At 66.4% G+C, this 15604-nt stretch carries 13 protein-coding genes; 4 read left to right on the top strand and 9 right to left on the bottom strand.

What is annotated here, in order from left to right:
- Positions 1-70: 70 nt before the first annotated feature.
- The 7 genes from BLV04_RS05490 to BLV04_RS05460 all read right to left on the bottom strand — a co-directional run bounded on the left by BLV04_RS05490 (position 71) and on the right by BLV04_RS05460 (position 9155).
- On the bottom strand, positions 71-832 hold the full coding sequence (locus BLV04_RS05490) for a DnaJ domain-containing protein (protein ID WP_093028868.1): 762 nt from the start codon (positions 830-832) through the stop codon (positions 71-73).
- A gap of 7 nt (positions 833-839) precedes the next feature.
- Positions 840-1559 (bottom strand): vWA domain-containing protein, encoded by a 720-nt coding sequence (locus tag BLV04_RS05485; protein ID WP_093028867.1) that lies wholly within the window; start codon positions 1557-1559, stop codon positions 840-842.
- Between the two features lie 205 nt (positions 1560-1764).
- The gene (gene yoaA, locus BLV04_RS05480; RefSeq protein ID WP_093028866.1) at positions 1765-3741 is read right to left on the bottom strand and encodes a DNA repair helicase YoaA; all 1977 of its coding nucleotides are present in this window, start codon (positions 3739-3741) and stop codon (positions 1765-1767) included.
- Positions 3742-3782: 41 nt separating this feature from the next.
- The gene (locus BLV04_RS05475; protein ID WP_093028865.1) at positions 3783-4733 is read right to left on the bottom strand and encodes a tetratricopeptide repeat protein; all 951 of its coding nucleotides are present in this window, start codon (positions 4731-4733) and stop codon (positions 3783-3785) included.
- Positions 4733-7084 carry a penicillin-binding protein 1B gene (mrcB, locus tag BLV04_RS05470; protein WP_245731736.1) on the bottom strand — a complete coding sequence of 784 codons (2352 nt, stop codon included), beginning with the start codon at positions 7082-7084 and terminating at the stop codon, positions 4733-4735. The genes BLV04_RS05475 and mrcB overlap by 1 nt, the downstream gene beginning before the upstream one ends.
- Before the next feature lie 308 nt (positions 7085-7392).
- Positions 7393-8181: an ABC transporter permease gene (locus BLV04_RS05465; RefSeq protein WP_093028863.1), complete on the bottom strand. Its 789-nt coding sequence runs from the start codon at positions 8179-8181 to the stop codon at positions 7393-7395.
- Positions 8178-9155, bottom strand: coding sequence for an ABC transporter ATP-binding protein (locus BLV04_RS05460; protein WP_093028862.1), 978 nt, complete (start codon positions 9153-9155; stop codon positions 8178-8180). The genes BLV04_RS05465 and BLV04_RS05460 overlap by 4 nt, the downstream gene beginning before the upstream one ends.
- Before the next feature lie 98 nt (positions 9156-9253).
- On the opposite strand from BLV04_RS05460, the gene BLV04_RS05455 reads away from it, so the two are divergent.
- Positions 9254-10015: a TSUP family transporter gene (locus tag BLV04_RS05455; protein ID WP_093028861.1), complete on the top strand. Its 762-nt coding sequence runs from the start codon at positions 9254-9256 to the stop codon at positions 10013-10015.
- Here the strand turns inward: BLV04_RS05455 and BLV04_RS05450 are convergent.
- Both BLV04_RS05450 and BLV04_RS05445 read right to left on the bottom strand, forming a co-directional pair.
- Positions 9997-10608 carry a hypothetical protein gene (locus BLV04_RS05450; RefSeq protein WP_093028860.1) on the bottom strand — a complete coding sequence of 204 codons (612 nt, stop codon included), beginning with the start codon at positions 10606-10608 and terminating at the stop codon, positions 9997-9999. The two genes, BLV04_RS05455 and BLV04_RS05450, sit on opposite strands and share 19 nt — an antisense overlap.
- A gap of 107 nt (positions 10609-10715) precedes the next feature.
- Positions 10716-11093, bottom strand: coding sequence for a cobalamin biosynthesis protein (locus tag BLV04_RS05445; protein ID WP_245731734.1), 378 nt, complete (start codon positions 11091-11093; stop codon positions 10716-10718).
- A 102-nt stretch (positions 11094-11195) separates the two neighbouring features.
- On the opposite strand from BLV04_RS05445, the gene BLV04_RS05440 reads away from it, so the two are divergent.
- The 3 genes from BLV04_RS05440 (at position 11196) to mutS (ending at position 15603) form a co-directional block, all read left to right on the top strand.
- On the top strand, positions 11196-11945 hold the full coding sequence (locus tag BLV04_RS05440; protein WP_093028858.1) for an MBL fold metallo-hydrolase: 750 nt from the start codon (positions 11196-11198) through the stop codon (positions 11943-11945).
- Between the two features lie 236 nt (positions 11946-12181).
- A complete protein-coding gene (locus tag BLV04_RS05435) occupies positions 12182-12976 on the top strand; it encodes a PD-(D/E)XK nuclease family protein (protein WP_093028857.1) in 795 nt (264 codons plus the stop codon).
- Positions 12977-13008: 32 nt separating this feature from the next.
- Positions 13009-15603 carry a DNA mismatch repair protein MutS gene (mutS, locus tag BLV04_RS05430; RefSeq protein WP_093029029.1) on the top strand — a complete coding sequence of 865 codons (2595 nt, stop codon included), beginning with the start codon at positions 13009-13011 and terminating at the stop codon, positions 15601-15603.
- The last annotated feature ends 1 nt before the right edge of the window (position 15604 follow it).

Below are 15604 nucleotides of genomic sequence, written 5' to 3'. Positions count from 1 at the left end.
GCTCCGAGGTTCGTGGATTCAGCCCCAAGTCGATCCAAACCGAAACAACGCAAATCACACTACGCGCGGTTCAGTCCCCCAGCAACAAGCGCTTGGCCTCGTTGATCTTCGAGGCCAGATAGTCCGACCCGCCGCGATCGGGATGCAGGCGCTGCATGAGCCGCCGATGGGCCGCGCGGATTGCATCGGCATCGGCGTCCGGCTCCAGTCCGAGGATCGCCCAGGCTTCGGTTTTGGTCAGACGCTCGCCGTGCGGCGGCGCGCGACCGGCACGGCCGCTTCCCTCGTCGCTTGCGCGCCAGTCGGCCTCGCGCTCGCGGTCGAGATAAGCCTCCAGCACCGCGGCCGATTGGGAATCGGCGTCGCGATAGAGCTCGAGGATGCGGATCAGCTCGTCGAGCGTGAGATCCGAGAGCCGGCGATCCTTGAAGGGACCGTCGAGGACTTCGCCGTCCATCGTCCCGGTCGCATGATCGAGGCGCATCTCGAGGAACTTCGTGCGAATACTCGATGCCCGGGCGCCGCTTCCTGCACCGGCTCCGCCGGGTCCGGCCAAGCCACCCAGGCCGAGACTGCGCAGCACCTGCTGGATGGCGGGGAAGAGCCGCACGACGGCGGCCGCGCGCAGCACCAGCGGGATTGCCGCGCCGATGGCGGCAAAGATGGGACTCAGCCGTCCGGTCGCCGCAGCCAGGACCAAGACCCCGATGACGCCCCAGAATGCGGCCTTGCGCAGCACCTGGCTGACCCGGTGCGCCGGGGTCGCACGAAACCAGTAGAGAAACCACAGAACTATGCCCAGGAGTCCAAGCAGGATCAGCAAACGCGCCATGCAAACCTCAGGTCCCTTTTCTCGTCATCTGATGGGTCAATTGAAGGACGGCCCCGCCATGGGTCTCCCCGTAATGCGTCAGAGCGGCCCGACCACCGGCGGCATAGACGGCCACCGCGGCAAGCAGATCGTGGAGCATCCGGGGGCTGCTCGAGTCGAACGGGCACCAAGCGCCGCCGCTTAGGCGAGCAATCTCGCGGAAGCTCCGCTCGGTCGCCGGATCGCGACCTTCCTGGAAGACGAACGCCGGTACGCCCGAGAGCCCGAGCCGCCCGGCCAGATCGGCGAGACGATCGCGACTCTCTTCCATGCAGTCGCCGACAAACACCAGCGCATCGACACGCCCTTTCTCGGCCTCGTCCAAGGCATGTTGCAGGACACGACCGATCTGGGTCAGACCGGCCTCGCAGAAGACTCCGTTCATGCGTTTGAGCAGCGCATCCGAGTCCTGAAGCCAAGGCGAGGCCGAGAAATCCCGGAAGCCGCGATAGTAGCAAAGCTGCACCTCGAGCCCGCCCAGGTCACGCGTCTCGATAAACATGCCGGACTGGATCTGCGCCGCCCGATCCCAGGTCGGCTCGCGGCTCGCCGTCGCATCCATCGCGAAGATGAGCCGCCCGCGCGCGCCGGGCGGGCCGACGCGCGGCGTCGCGGCAACCTGGCGCAGGAAGGCACTCACATCGGTCGCATTGGCGGGTGATTCGAGATCGGTTCGTTTCGATGTCATCTCAGATCGTTTCCGTCGTCATGGCCGCGGCGACCTGGGTTCGAGCGCCGCGAATCCGGGGCATTCGACCGGCGCGAGGGGCAAGCATTCCCGAGGCGGGGCATGCCGCCTGCCGCCTGCCGCTAGTTTCCGTCAACAATACCCCGCGCAGTGATCCGTCTCGGGAGAAATGCCGGCATCGTCGGCCTCGATCAAGCGCTCGGGGTCAGGTCGGGGCCTCGACCGGCGCGGCTTGCGCCGCCTCAACCGTCTGAGGTGGGTCATCAGCGGCCCGCGGTGCCGTCTCGAAAAAGGCCCGCACGTCGTCGATCGAGCGCGTGCGCGCCATCGCCGGCAGGCTCTCCAGGAAGCGATGCCCGTAGGATCGACCGAGCAGACGCGGGTCGCAGACCACCAGCACGCCGCGATCCTCGCCGTCGCGGATCAGGCGTCCGGCACCCTGTTTGAGGGCGATCACGGCCTGCGGGAGCTGATGATCGTTGAAGGGGTTGCCGCCGCGGCGCCGCACGGCGTCGATCCGCGCCGCGAGGACCGGATCGCCGGGCGAGGCGAAGGGCAAGCGGTCGATGAGCACGCAGGACAGCGCCTCGCCCCGGACGTCGACTCCCTCCCAAAAGCTCGATGTCCCCAAGAGGACAGCGTTGCCGAGCGCGCGAAAGCGCTCGACCAGATCGGCGCGCGGCGCAGTTCCTTGAACCAGGATCGGGTAGGGGATGCGGCCTTCCAGACCTTCGGCTGTCTCGCGCAAGGCGCGATAGCTCGTGAAGAGGAGGAACGCGCGTCCGCGGCTGTAGCCGAGCACCTCGCAGGCCAGCTCGAGCAGATGGCTGTTGTACGCGGGCTCGGACGGCTGCGGCAGGCCGCGCGGGACGAACCAGAGCGCCTGACTCGCGTAGTCGAAGGGACTGTCCCAACGTTCGGTTTGGGCCTCTTCGATCCCGAGCTGACGGGCAAAGTGATCGAAGCGCTCGCCGACTGCCAGCGTTGCGGAAGTAAAGACCCAGGCGGTTTGGGGTCGAGCCATCTGGGCCCGAAAGGGCTCCGCCACCTCGAGCGGTGTCTCGTGCAGCCGAAACCCGCGTCCCTGGGTCTCGAACCAGCGCACCGCCTCGGCCGGCTCGGCCGAGATCAAGCGCTGCAGGGCGTCGCCGAGATCCTCGGCCCGACCCAGACAGGCATCCAGGCCCTTGCCGCGACCCTCGACGGCCTTCAGACCTTCGGTCACGGATGCCAGACGCCGCACCAGGGTCTCCAGTGCCTTCAAGATCTCCGGCACGCCCGCAAGCTCGCTCCAAGGCCCGCGGCGGTCGATCTCGCCGAGACCAAGGCGCATGTCCTGAACGGCTCGACGCAGTGCGCCCAGACGCTTGGGCAGCTCGGGCAGGTCGCCGGCCTCGCGCCGATACTCGAGCTCGCTGTCCCGGACCAGATCAAGCAGCTGCCGAGCGCTGACACGCACGCCGAAGAAGCTGGTCGCCGTCTCCGGCAGCTGATGTGCTTCGTCGAGCACGAAGCAGTCCGCGCCCGGCAGGATCTCGCCGAACCCCTCGTCCTTGAGCGCCAGGTCGGCACAGAAGAGATGGTGATTCACGACCACCAGATCCGCGGCCTGGGCCTCGCGGCGCGCGGCGACCAGATGGCAGCCCTGCCAGTCCGGACAATCCTGTCCGAGACAGTTGTCCCCGGTCGAGGTCACGCTCGGCCAGATCTGTGCGTCCTCCGGGATCCCCAGCTCGGCGATGTCGCCGCGCGTCGTCGACTTCGCCCACTCCTGGACCTGCTTGAGGCCGCCGCGCGACTCGGGGTCCAGGTGCGTGATGTCGTCGATTGCGAGCTTCAGACGATGGCGGCAGAGATAATTGGCGCGTCCCTTCAGCAAGGCGGCCCGCACCGGCACGCCGAGCGCGGTCCGAACCAGCGGCAGATCGCGATGAAACAGCTGGTCCTGGAGGTTGCGCGTCCCGGTGGAGATCAGGACCTTGCGCCCGGATAGGATGGCCGGCACCAGATAGGCGAAGGTCTTGCCTGTGCCGGTGCCCGCCTCGCAGATGAGCGTGCCGCCCTCCTCCATGAGCGCTGCGATCCGCTCGGCCATCGCCTGTTGTTGCGCGCGATGGGCGAAACCGGGTAGACGCTCGGAGAGCCGGCCATCGGGGCCGAAGATGTCGCCGAGATCGGCCATAACGGGGCGTGGGTGCCCTGATCGAGCCGCCGTCGGCTCGCTCAGTTCCCGCTCGCCCGCTTCTCCGCCTCGGTCGCTCCGGCGATATCACCGGAACGACGCTTGGACTCCGCAATGACCCGCCAGTTGTCCTGCTTGACGTTCGGCGTATCGCCCGCGAGATCGTTGGAGCGGGAGGCGAGATTGCCGGCCTGACCGGCCTGCCCCTGCTCCAAGCGGACCCTGGCGAGGCGATTCCAGAGGTACGCCTCGCGCGGGGCGATCCGCAAGGAACGCTCGAGGGAGGCAGCCGCACCCGCATAGTCGCCCGACTGGCGCTGCTGCTCGGCTTGGCGAGCCAAGGCATCCGCTGCCGGCGGCAGACCCGGCGCGGCCAGCGGTGGTGCCGGCGGGACCGCAGCGACTTGCACCGGTGGAGCGGGCGGCGGCGCGGCCGGCGCGGGAGCAGGAGGCGGTGGAGGCGCCTCGGCCCGGGCGGGTGCAGGCGGAGTCGGCGGCGCCTTGGCCTCGGGTTTGGGCGGGGTCTGCGCGACCTTCTGCGCGGGAGCGGCGGGCGTCGGAGGCTTCGCGGCAGCAGGAGCGGGGGCCGGCGGGGTGGTCCTCGCTTGCTTGGGCGCCTGAGTCGGAGTCACTGCCGGCTTGGCGGCAGGCGCGGGCTTAACCGGAGTCTGCGCAACGCTCGGTGCAGGGGCTGCCGCTGCCGGAGCCGATGGCTGGCCAGATCCTTGGGCCGCATCCGCGGCGACGGCCGGATCCGGCGGCGTCGCGGGATCAGGCTCGGAGGCCGGGTCCCGATAGGCAAAAACCCTGGTCTGCTGCTTCTTCGGCGCTGCGGGTTGCTCCGGCTCGGGCTTTGCGGCCGGCTCGGCCTTCGCGGCGACGGGCTCGCGGGGCGTGACCTGCAGCACCGGCGCCGGGCCTTCCTCGCGCTGCCCTGTCGCACAGGCCGTCAACACCAACCCGGCCATCAAGATCGCTGGTACTCTAGTCATCAGTTGTAAAAATCACTCATAAAAAGATTCTTGCTGGACGACGCCTTGGGCGCCGCCTTGGGTTCGGGCGCAGATTCCGACTCGGCAGCGGACTGCTCGCCGGACTGAGCCAGATCCTGCGTGTTGCCGCTCGCCGGCGCGGGCTTCTTTCCGCCCCCTCCGCCGCTGCGTGCGGCCGGTGCCGTGCCGGCGATGTAGGGCGCCTCGTCCTTGCCGGCCACGACCACACCGTCCGGCGGGATATCCGACAGCGGCTCGTTGGGGATGGCCAGCATGAAATCGCCCCAGACGCGCAGTGCGCCGGTTCCTCCGGCCAGCCCCATGGGCTGATAATCATCGCGACCGACCCAGACTACGGCAACCTTGTCGCCGCTGAATCCGGCATACCAACTGTCGCGCATCTCGTCCGTGGTGCCGGTCTTGCCGGCCATCGTCATCCCCTTCGGCAATTTGTCGCCGAGCCAGCGGGCGGTGCCGTGCGTCACCACGCGCTGCATCGCCCAGGTCGTCAGATACGCGGCACGCGGATCCACGACCGCCTCGACGGCCAATGGATAACGGTTGAGCGGCCGGCCGTTGGGGTCCATGACCTCGCGAATCGCCCGCAGCGGGGCCCGATAGCCGCCGGCGGCGATCGTCTGGTAAACCTGCGCAACCTCCAAGGGCGACAAGGAGACCGCACCGAGCAGCATCGCGGGCACCTTGCTGATCCGCCGCTGAGCGCCGAGCCGATAGAGCGTCTCGGTCACCTCGGTGATGCCGACGCTGAGGCCCAGATGGACCGTCGCCAGATTGAGCGAGCTGCTGAGTGCACGATGCAGCGGCACGGCCCCGTTGACGCGGCGGTCGTAGTTCTTGGGTGCCCAAATCTTGTCGCCGACCCGCATACTGACCGGCGTGTCCTGCAGGCTGGTGGTCAAGGACCAGCGCTCGGGCTTGGACAAAGCGGCTAGATAGACGGCCGGCTTGACCAGCGAGCCGATGGAGCGCACCGAGTCGAGCGCTCGGTTGAATCCCGCATAGCCGGGCTCGCGACCGCCGGCAAGCGCAAGCACCTCGCCTTGGGCGACCGAGGTGACCACCGCCGCGGCCTCGAGTGAGCCGGCCTTCATCCGCCGCGACTTTTCAAGGTCGGATAGGCGCGCCGGAAGCGACTTCTCGACCTCGGACTGCACCAGCGGGTCAAGCGTCGTGAAGATGTTCAAGCCCTCGGATCGGAGATCCTCCTCGCGATAGTCGCGCTGCAGTTGGCGCCGAACCAGGGAGACGAAGTCGGGATACTCACCGACCGGCCGGCCCCCACCGTCGGCGATCCCGAGCGGCTCGCCCTTGGCCGCCTCGGCCTCGGCGAGACTGATGACGCCGTCGCGCGCCATCAGATCCAGCACCAGGTCGCGCCGCTTGAGCGCGGCCTCGGAACGACGTCGCGGATCCAGGCTCGACGGCGCTTGGACCATGCCCACCAGAAGCGCCGTCTCCGGGATGCCGAGCTCTTCAAGCGGCTTGTTGAAGAAGAAGCTGCTCGCCAGACCGAAGCCGTGGATCGCACGACTGCCGTCTTGGCCCAGATAGATCTCGTTGGCATAGGCCTCGAGGATCTCGTCTTTGCTGTAGCGCTGCTCGAGCAGCAGCGCCATCAGGGCCTCGTTGATCTTGCGCTCGAAGGTCCGATCGGCGGTGAGATAAAAGTTCTTGACCAGCTGCTGGGTCAGGGTGCTCGCACCCTCGACCACGCCCCCGGCGCGCAGGTTGCTGAAGGCGGCACGCGCGATCCCGCGCGGATCCACGCCGACATGCCGATAGAAGCTGCGGTCTTCCACCGCGACGAGGGTTCGGACAAGGAGATCGGGGATCTCCTTGCGGCGCAACAGGACGCGGTCCTCGTTGTGGGTCGGGTAGATGCTGGCGATCAACATCGGTTCCAGGCGTACCAGTGCCGGGGCCGTGCCGCCGGACGCATCCTCGAGCTCGGCGACACGCCCCTCGACAAGGCCGACCTTCAAGGCGTGCGCGGGCTCTTCGCCATCCCAGAACCGAAAGGAGCGTGTCCGAATCAGGAAACGCTCGCCGTCGCGGCTATAGCTGCCGGGCACATCCGGGGCGGCGGTCCGCCGATAGTTCAGACGGTCCAGCTCGGCCTGAAGCTGGTCCCCGAGCAGCGGGCGATCCGCATAGAGCTCCAAGGGACGCGCGAAAACCCGGGCCGGAAGTGCCCAGCGTTGCCCCTCGAATTTGCCGCGTACCACGCGGTCGAGATGGATGCTGTAAAGGGTGCCGGCGAGGCCAACGCCGACCAGAATCAGCAGGGTCCAGCGGAACAGAAATCCGCCGATCCCGCGGCGTCTGCGCACGGGGGCGCGTCCTGGACGGAGGGCCACGTCAGCACCCCCGCTCGAAGCCGGGGCCCAAGCCGACAGCGAGCGGGTCCGGCGCGTGACGCGGCGCCGTGCTCATCGGCGAGGGATGGATGGAGAGAACGCCGGGATACATCGGATGGGCGATCCTTTTGTGGAAGTTTCAGATGCTTATGGTCCCACTTGCTGCATGAGGATACAACCTGAGGGGATCGACGGAGCGAGCTCGGGACGCTACGCGGGTGCTTCCCGAGGCCGTTGCGCAGCAGGCGTAGTCTGCATCCGCCGCTGCGGATCGCCGTACATCAGGTCTTGATCCCGACCCCGCGACGCAGGAGGTGCAGACTGAAGACCCCGAGCACCAGGATAAAGATCGCGATGATCCCGAAGGCAATCCCGACGGGGATGTCGCTCACGCCCTGAAGCCCGTAGCGGAAGGCGTTGACCATATAGAGGACCGGATTGGCGAGCGACACACCCTGCCAAAATCCCGGCAGCAGCTCGATCGAATAGAAGACGCCGCCCAGATAGGTCAAGGGTGTCAACACGAAGGTCGGCACGATCGAGATGTCGTCGAAGCTGTTGGCATAAATGGCGTTGATGAATCCGCCGAGCGCGAACAGCACCGCGGTCATGGTGATCACCAACAAGGTCACGGCAACACTGTGAATCCGGATCTCGGTGAAGATCATGGCGACCAGCATGACGGCCAACCCGACCACCAGACCTCGCGCGGCACCGCCGGCGACATAGCCCGCCAGGATCACCCAATTGGGCGCCGGCGAGACCAGCAGCTCCTCGATGTAGCGCGAAAACTTGCTGCTGTAGAAGGACGACACGACATTGGAATAGGCGTTGGTGATGACGCCCATCAGCACCAGGCCCGGCACGATGAAGTCGAGATAATCCAAGCCGCCCATGGTGCCGATCCGATCGCCGATCAGCCGCCCGAAGATGACGAAATAGAGCGTGGTCGTGATGACCGACGGCAGAATCGTCTGGACCCAGATCCGGGTGAAGCGCAGGATCTCCTTGACGAAGATCGTCTGGAAGCTGATCCAGTGACGATACCAGCCGACACCCTGCCTGCTCACGCAATCACCTCGCGCGCGGCATCGGGCGCGTCTGCCGGATCCGAGCTCGACCACCCGGCGCCGGCACGGCGGTCGACCATCTCCAAAAAGAGCCGCTCCAGGCGATTTTGCTTGTTGCGCAGGCTGATCACCTCGATCCCGTTGCGCGAGAGGGCCTCGAATAAACCGTTCACGGTGTGCTCGCGGCTCATCTCCACCTCGAGCGTGCAGTCATCGAGGTTCTGGAGCACGAAGCCGCCGAGCTGAGGCAGCTCGGAGAGCCGACCCTTCAGATTCAGCACGAAGGTCTCGGTATTGAGGCGGTTGAGCAACGACGCCACGCTGGTCCGCTCGGCAATCTCGCCGTGGTTGATAATGGCGATGTTGCGGCAGAGACTCTCCGCCTCTTCGAGATAATGGGTCGTGAGGATGATGGTCGTCCCGCCGGCATTGAGCTCGCGCAGGAAGGTCCACATCGACCGGCGGATCTCGATATCCACACCCGCGGTCGGCTCGTCGAGGATCAGCAGCCGCGGCTCGTGCACCAATGCCCGCGCAATCATCAAGCGCCGCTTCAGACCGCCGGAGAGTTTGCGCATCTCGGTGTCGCGGCGATCCCACAGATCGAGCTGCTTGAGATAGCGCTCGGCGCGCACCTTCGCCTCGCGTCGCGGGATGCCGTAGTAGCCGGCCTGATTGACCACCACCTCCACCACCGGCAGGAAGAGATTGAAGTTGAACTCCTGCGGCACGAGACCGATGAATGACTTCACCAGCTCGGGCGTGCGATCCTGGTCCTCGCCGAAGACCCTCACGATGCCGCCGGTCTTGTTCACCAGCGAGGCGAGAATCCCGATGAAGGTCGACTTGCCTGCACCGTTCGGTCCCAGCAGCGCGAAGAAATCACCCTCCTCGACGGTCAGGTCGATCCCCTTCAGGGCCTGGAAACCGCCTTTGTAGGTCTTGGTCAGCTGCTGTACGTCGAGTGCGGGCATCGTGGTGTCGGCTAGGGTCTTCCATGTCGGAACGTGAGGGGCGCAGATTGTAACCAGGTTCTTGGATTTCAACCTGAACGGCGAGGACCTAAACCCGAGTGGATTCCCCCGAGATCGCCTTGATCCTGTTCGGCCTCGCCCTCGTGGCGGGTTTTGTCGATGCCATCGCCGGCGGCGGCGGACTCATCACCATCCCGGCCCTGCTCTGGGCCGGTCTGAGCCCGGTCGAAAGCCTGGCGACCAACAAGGCGCAGGCGGTCTTCGGCAGCGGCAGCGCGACGATCCACTTCATGCACAAGGGCATGATCGAGCCGCGCAGCGCGGCCTTCACGGTCGCATGCACCTTCGTCGGCGCCGCACTCGGTGCGATCCTGGTCCAGCAGATCGACAGCGCCGCGCTGCAGCGCCTCATCCCGCTACTGCTGGTCGGGTTCGCGCTCTACTTTCTCTTCTCGCCGCGGGTCTCGGATCTGGACTCGCACCAGCGGCTGTCGACGCCGACCTTCGCCGTGACGGTCGGAGTCGGCGTCGGCTTCTACGACGGATTCTTCGGCCCGGGCACCGGAACCTTCTTCGCGATGGGCTATGTCGCGCTGCTCGGCTACAACATGCGCCGCGCCACCGCCCACACCAAGCTACTCAACTTCACGAGCAATCTGGCTGCGCTGATCTTCTTCACGATCGGCGGACACGTCGTCTGGATCGTCGCCGCCTCGATGGCCCTCGGCCAGCTCATCGGTGCTTGGTTGGGATCGCATCTGGTGCTCAAGCACGGGGCCATGCTGGTGCGCCCCATCCTGGTCGTGTCGTCCGTCCTGATCTCGCTCAAACTCTTCCTGGATCAGTTCAACGGGGCCTGATCCGGTGCGCGGGCGGCGGCCTGTCGAGCGAGCGCGGCGCCCGAGAGCCAGAACAAGGCCGGATCGTCCTCGTGCGCGAGTTCGCCGTCGCGCATGATCAGCAAGCCGTCGGTCACCGTCCAGGTCGCGACACCGTCGCCGGTCTCCTCGCTCTCCTCCGATGCCCGCGCATCATCGGCCTCACCGACACGCCCCTCTACCCAATTGCGCACCAGCGGATGGTAAATCCGGCGATACGACACCTTGACCGCACGCAGCCCGTCACCGAGCAGAAACAGGGTCACCGAGGATGCCGGCATCCCGTTGAAGGCACCGATCTCGGCGGCGCAGAGACGGTCGCCGAAGGGATTCGCCCCGTCGGCACACTGAAACCCGAGCTTCGGGAAGGTCTCGCGGATTTGCGCCTCGGTCAGAGCGCCGGTGAAGGCGTCCAAGGCCGCGTTCATCTCGGGCTTGCCGAGGATGAACATGAGGGCCAGATCGGTGCGCCGCTGCCCGTCCTCGGTGAAGGCCAACCAGTAAAAGGGGCCGAAGACGAGCGCCAGCATGAGGAGCGTCTTGTAGAGACGGGGTAACTTGAGATCGTGTCGCATGGCGGCATTCTAACGGGAAGCGCAGATCGAGACCCAATAACCTGCGTTCGGTTGCCGGAGTTCGGCTCCGCGTCGAGCGCATGCATCGACAGCGCACGGCTCGCGTCTCACCGTCGCCAAGCTGCGATCGACAAGGTGACATGCTTACCGTCCTCGCCGCGATATTTATACTTCTCGAGCAGCAGATCGACGATGTCGGCACCGGCCGCCAAGAGTGCCGCCGCCTCTGCAACCGCAGGAACACCGAGATGGCGAAGCACCTGCGCCGACGGATTGGGCACCTCGATGCACGCAAGCGCCGTGGCCGGATAGATGACCAGCGGCCATCGGCGCGCTGCAGCCAAGGCCAGGATCGCGGGCTCGTCGCCTTTGCGATCGATGGTCGCCAGCCAGCGCACGTCCACGGGGCCTATGAGAGCCAAGGCTGCCGCCAACGCGGCTTCCAGTGTCCCGAACGCCGCCCCGCGGTCACAACCGATACCCATCGCAACTTCCATCTACATCCCCCGGATCGATCGCACCGCACGACACAGATCCGGGGTATTACCATAAGCCTCTCGCACAGGCCACTCTCAAGGGAAGACAAGATGCTGTTCAAGCAACTATTCGAGCCGATCTCCAGCACCTACACGTATTTGCTCGCCTGCGAAGACACGGGCGAGGCGATCTTGATCGACCCAGTGCTGCCTACCTGGCAGCGTGATCTAGCCGAGGTCTCCAAGCTCGGACTGAAGCTGCTCTACACGCTCGATACGCACATCCACGCCGATCACATCACCTCCGCACTCACACTCAAGCGCGAAGCAGGCAGCCGGATCGCCCATCCCGCAATCGATGCTTTGGCCTGCGTCGATGTGCCGATCGAAGAAGGGACACCGCTGGCGGTAGGCAGTCTGCGTATCGACCCGCTCTTCACGCCCGGTCACACCGACGGCCATCATGCCTACCGGATCGGGGAGCGGGTTCTCACCGGCGATGCACTCCTGATCGACGCCTGCGGTCGCACCGATTTCCAAAGCGGTGACCCGGCGGCCTTGTATCACAGCGTGGCCGGCAAGCTCTTCGCCCTGCCCGATGAGACGCTGGTCTACCCCGGTCACGACTACGAGGGACGCTGGGTCTCGAGCATCGCGCAGGAGAAGACACGCAACCCGCGGCTCGGCGGCAACCGTTCGCTCGAGTCCTTCGTCGAGCTGATGAACGGTCTTGATCTTGCCTATCCGAAGTTCATCGACTTTGCGGTTCCGGGCAACCGGGAATGCGGCGTCTGTCCTCCCGGCGTACCGGACAACCTCAGCCAGTATTGCGACCGGATCGGGGAGAGCCGGCAGGGCTGAGAACCCCTCTGCGCACCCCATGCGTGCGGCTGCGCGCGATGCGCGTAGCCGGGCGGCGCTCGACGCAATACACCCTTACGCACCGCTTCGTCGTCTCCCGGGACTGGAACGAGCAGACCGGGAGCACTCTGCGACAGACCGGGCCGGGCCGCGTAACACAGGTCCGCGCCCGATCACCGCACCCGCGGCTCTGGTAGACTCCGGCAAAGATCCACGGCCGCTTTTCGGTATCGGACATGACCACGGAATCGCTGAAAGAGACCATCAAGCGCGAGCTGCCGACCTGGTTGCGGGAGGATCCTGCGTTCCGAACCTATGTGCTTGAGCTGACACGGGACGAATATGCCGACCGCAAGGAGACCGGAGATCGGTTCTACGAGCTGCTCGGCGAGCTTCGTCGCGACCGAGAGAAGCAGGAGCGCAAATGGGAGGCAAACCAGGCCGAGCTCAAACTCATGCGCGAGGAGCAGGTGCGGAAGTGGGAGGCGAATCAGGCCGAGCTGCAGCGCATGCGCGAGGAAGAGGCGCAGAAGTGGGAGGAAAGCCGAGCGGACAGCAATCGCCGCTGGGACGAGAACCAGGAAGAGCTAAAGCGCCTGTACAACGAGATCATGGCCCAAGCGCAGAAATTCGATCGCGGCATCGGTGCGCTGGGCTCGCGTTGGGGTCTTCAATCCGAGAAGGCGTTCCGCGATGCCCTGGCCGCCATCCTGGAGCAGAGCTTCGACGTACAGGTCGTCAATGTCACCGACTACGACGACTCGGGCGAGGTCTTCGGCCGTCCGGACCAGATCGAGCTGGATGTCATCATCAAGAACGGCCTGCTGCTGATCTGCGAGCTGAAGTCTTCGATCGACAAGGCCGGGATGTACATCTTCGAGCGCAAGGCGCGCTTCTACGAGCGACGCCACGAGCGTAAGGCCAATCGCCTGATCGTCATCTCGCCGATGATCGACGCCCGAGCCCGCAAGGTCGGCGAGCGGCTCGGGATCGAGATGTATGGCGATTCGACCGAGGTCGAGGCCGTCTGAACCGCGACTCACCCTTCGGCGTCTTGCAGGCCATGGATAAACCAGATCAGAGTGCGCACACCCCGGTGATGCAGCAGTACCTCCGTCTCAAGGCGGAATACCCGGACATGCTGCTCTTCTATCGGATGGGCGATTTCTACGAACTCTTCTTCGAGGACGCCGAGCGGGCCGCGCGCCTGCTGGACATCACCCTGACCAAGCGGGGGCAGTCGGCCGGCCGGCCGATCCCGATGGCGGGCGTACCCTATCATGCCGCCGAGGCCTATCTGGCGCGTCTGGTCCGCAAGGGTGTCTCGGTGGCGATCTGCGAGCAGATCGGCGATCCGGCCAAAAGCAAAGGGCCGGTCGAGCGCAAGGTGGTGCGTCTGGTCACGCCCGGGACCCTGACCGACGAGGCATTGCTCGACGACCGGCGCGAGAACCTGCTTACAGCGATCGCCGAGGGGCGCGAGGGCTTTGGCCTGGCGGTCCTGGAGCTGTCGAGCGGGCGGTTCTCCGTGCTGGAGGTGGCGACGCGCGAGGCGCTGGCCAGCGAGCTGGAACGCCTGAAGCCAGCCGAGGTCTTGGTCGGCGAGGACAGCCGGCTCCCGGATGCGCTGCGCATCGACCGCGGCGTCACCCGCCGCCCGAGCTGGCACTTCGACCGCGATACCGGCGAGCGTCTGCTCTGCGAACAGTTCGGCACCCGCGACCTGAACGGCTTCGGCTGTGCGGGGCTGGATCTCGCCGTCGGCGCTGCGGGTTGTCTGCTGCAGTATGTCCGCGACACCCAGTTCGCCGCCCTGCCCCATCTGCGCGGGCTCACGACCGAGCAGCGCGACGAGGCGCTGATCCTGGATGCGGCGACCCGGCGCAACCTGGAGATCACCGAGAGCCTCGGCGGGCGGCCCGAGCACACGCTGGCCGGCGTGCTCGATCGGACCGCAACCGCGATGGGCAGCCGTCTGCTGCGACGCTGGCTCGGCCGCCCTTTGCGCTCGCGATCGGACGTGCAGTCGCGTCATGCCGCAATCGGAGCACTGATCGACACCGGCATGCACGCCGACCTTCAGGCGGTCCTCGGTGGGATCGGGGATCTGGAACGCATCCTCTCGCGCATCGCACTGCGCTCGGCGCGCCCGCGTGATCTCGCCGCGCTGCGCGATGCGCTGGCCGTGCTCCCGGATCTGCGCGCGCCGCTCGATAGCTGCGACGATCCGCTGCTCCTGACCCTCGCCCAGGCGGTCGGCACGCACCCCGAGGTCCTCGACCTGCTCCGACGCGCAATCATCGCCCAACCGCCGATGCTGATCCGCGACGGCGGCGTGATTGCATCCGGGCTCGATGCGGAGCTCGATCGGCTGCGCGAGCTGTCGAGCAATGCCGATCGCTTCCTGCTCGACCTGGAGACCCGCGAGCGCGAGCGCACCGGCATCCCCGGACTGAAGGTCGGCTACAACCGGGTCCACGGCTATTACATCGAGCTCGGTCGCAGCCAGGCCGATCAGGTCCCGGAGGACTACATCCGCCGCCAGACGCTCAAGGGCGCCGAGCGCTATGTCACGCCGGAGCTCAAACGCTTCGAGGACGAGGTGCTGAGCAGCCGCGAGCGCGCGCTGGCCCGCGAGAAGGCGCTTTACGAGGATCTGCTCGGCACCCTCGCCGAGTCGATCGCGCCACTGCAGGCGAGCGCGGAGGCCATCGCGACGCTGGACGTGCTGGCCAATCTGGCCGAGCGCGCCCGCGCACTGGACTGGTCCCGGCCGAATCTCACCGACGAGGCGATCATCGAGATCGAAGACGGACGCCATCCCGTGGTGGAGACGGTGCTGGACGACCCCTTCATCGCCAACGGCCTGCGGCTTGATCGCCGCCGTCGGATGCTGGTCATCACCGGCCCCAACATGGGCGGTAAATCGACCTACATGCGCCAGAACGCCTTGATCGTGTTGCTGGCCTACAGCGGAAGCTATGTCCCGGCGCGCGCCGCGACCATCGGCCCGATCGACCGCATCTTCTCGCGTATCGGCGCCTCGGACGACCTCGCCGGCGGGCGCTCGACCTTCATGGTGGAGATGGAGGAAACGGCCAATATCCTGAACAACGCGACCGCTCAGAGTCTGGTCCTGATGGACGAGGTCGGACGCGGCACCAGCACCTTCGACGGGCTCTCGCTCGCCTGGTCGTGCGCCGTGGAGCTGGCCACGCGCATCGGCGCCTACGGGCTCTTCGCAACCCACTACTTCGAGCTGACGACACTGCCCGAGGAATATCCCGGAATCGCCAACGTCCACCTCGACGCGGTCGAGCATGGCGCACGCATCGTCTTCATGCACGCCTTGCGCGAGGGTCCGGCCAATCAGAGCTACGGGCTGGCGGTCGCCGCGCTGGCGGGTGTGCCGGCGGCAGTGATCACGCGGGCACGCGCGCGGCTACGCGAGCTGGAAGCCGGCGCGCGGCGACATGCGGAACGGGATGCCGTTCAACTCTCGCTGTTTCCGCCGGATCCCGAGCCAACCCCGCCGCATCCTCTTATGGAGGCCATGGATGCGATCGAGCCGGATGGCTTGACGCCCCGAGCGGCCTTGGAGCTGATGTATCGCCTTAAGGATCTCTCGACGCACGTGAGCGCTGCCCGGAAGACCTGAG

Source organism: Thiocapsa roseopersicina, from assembly GCF_900106925.1.
Lineage (GTDB): Bacteria > Pseudomonadota > Gammaproteobacteria > Chromatiales > Chromatiaceae > Thiocapsa > Thiocapsa roseopersicina.
Note: the sequence above shows the minus strand (reverse complement) of the source record. Positions and strands in the feature narration are given on the sequence as shown.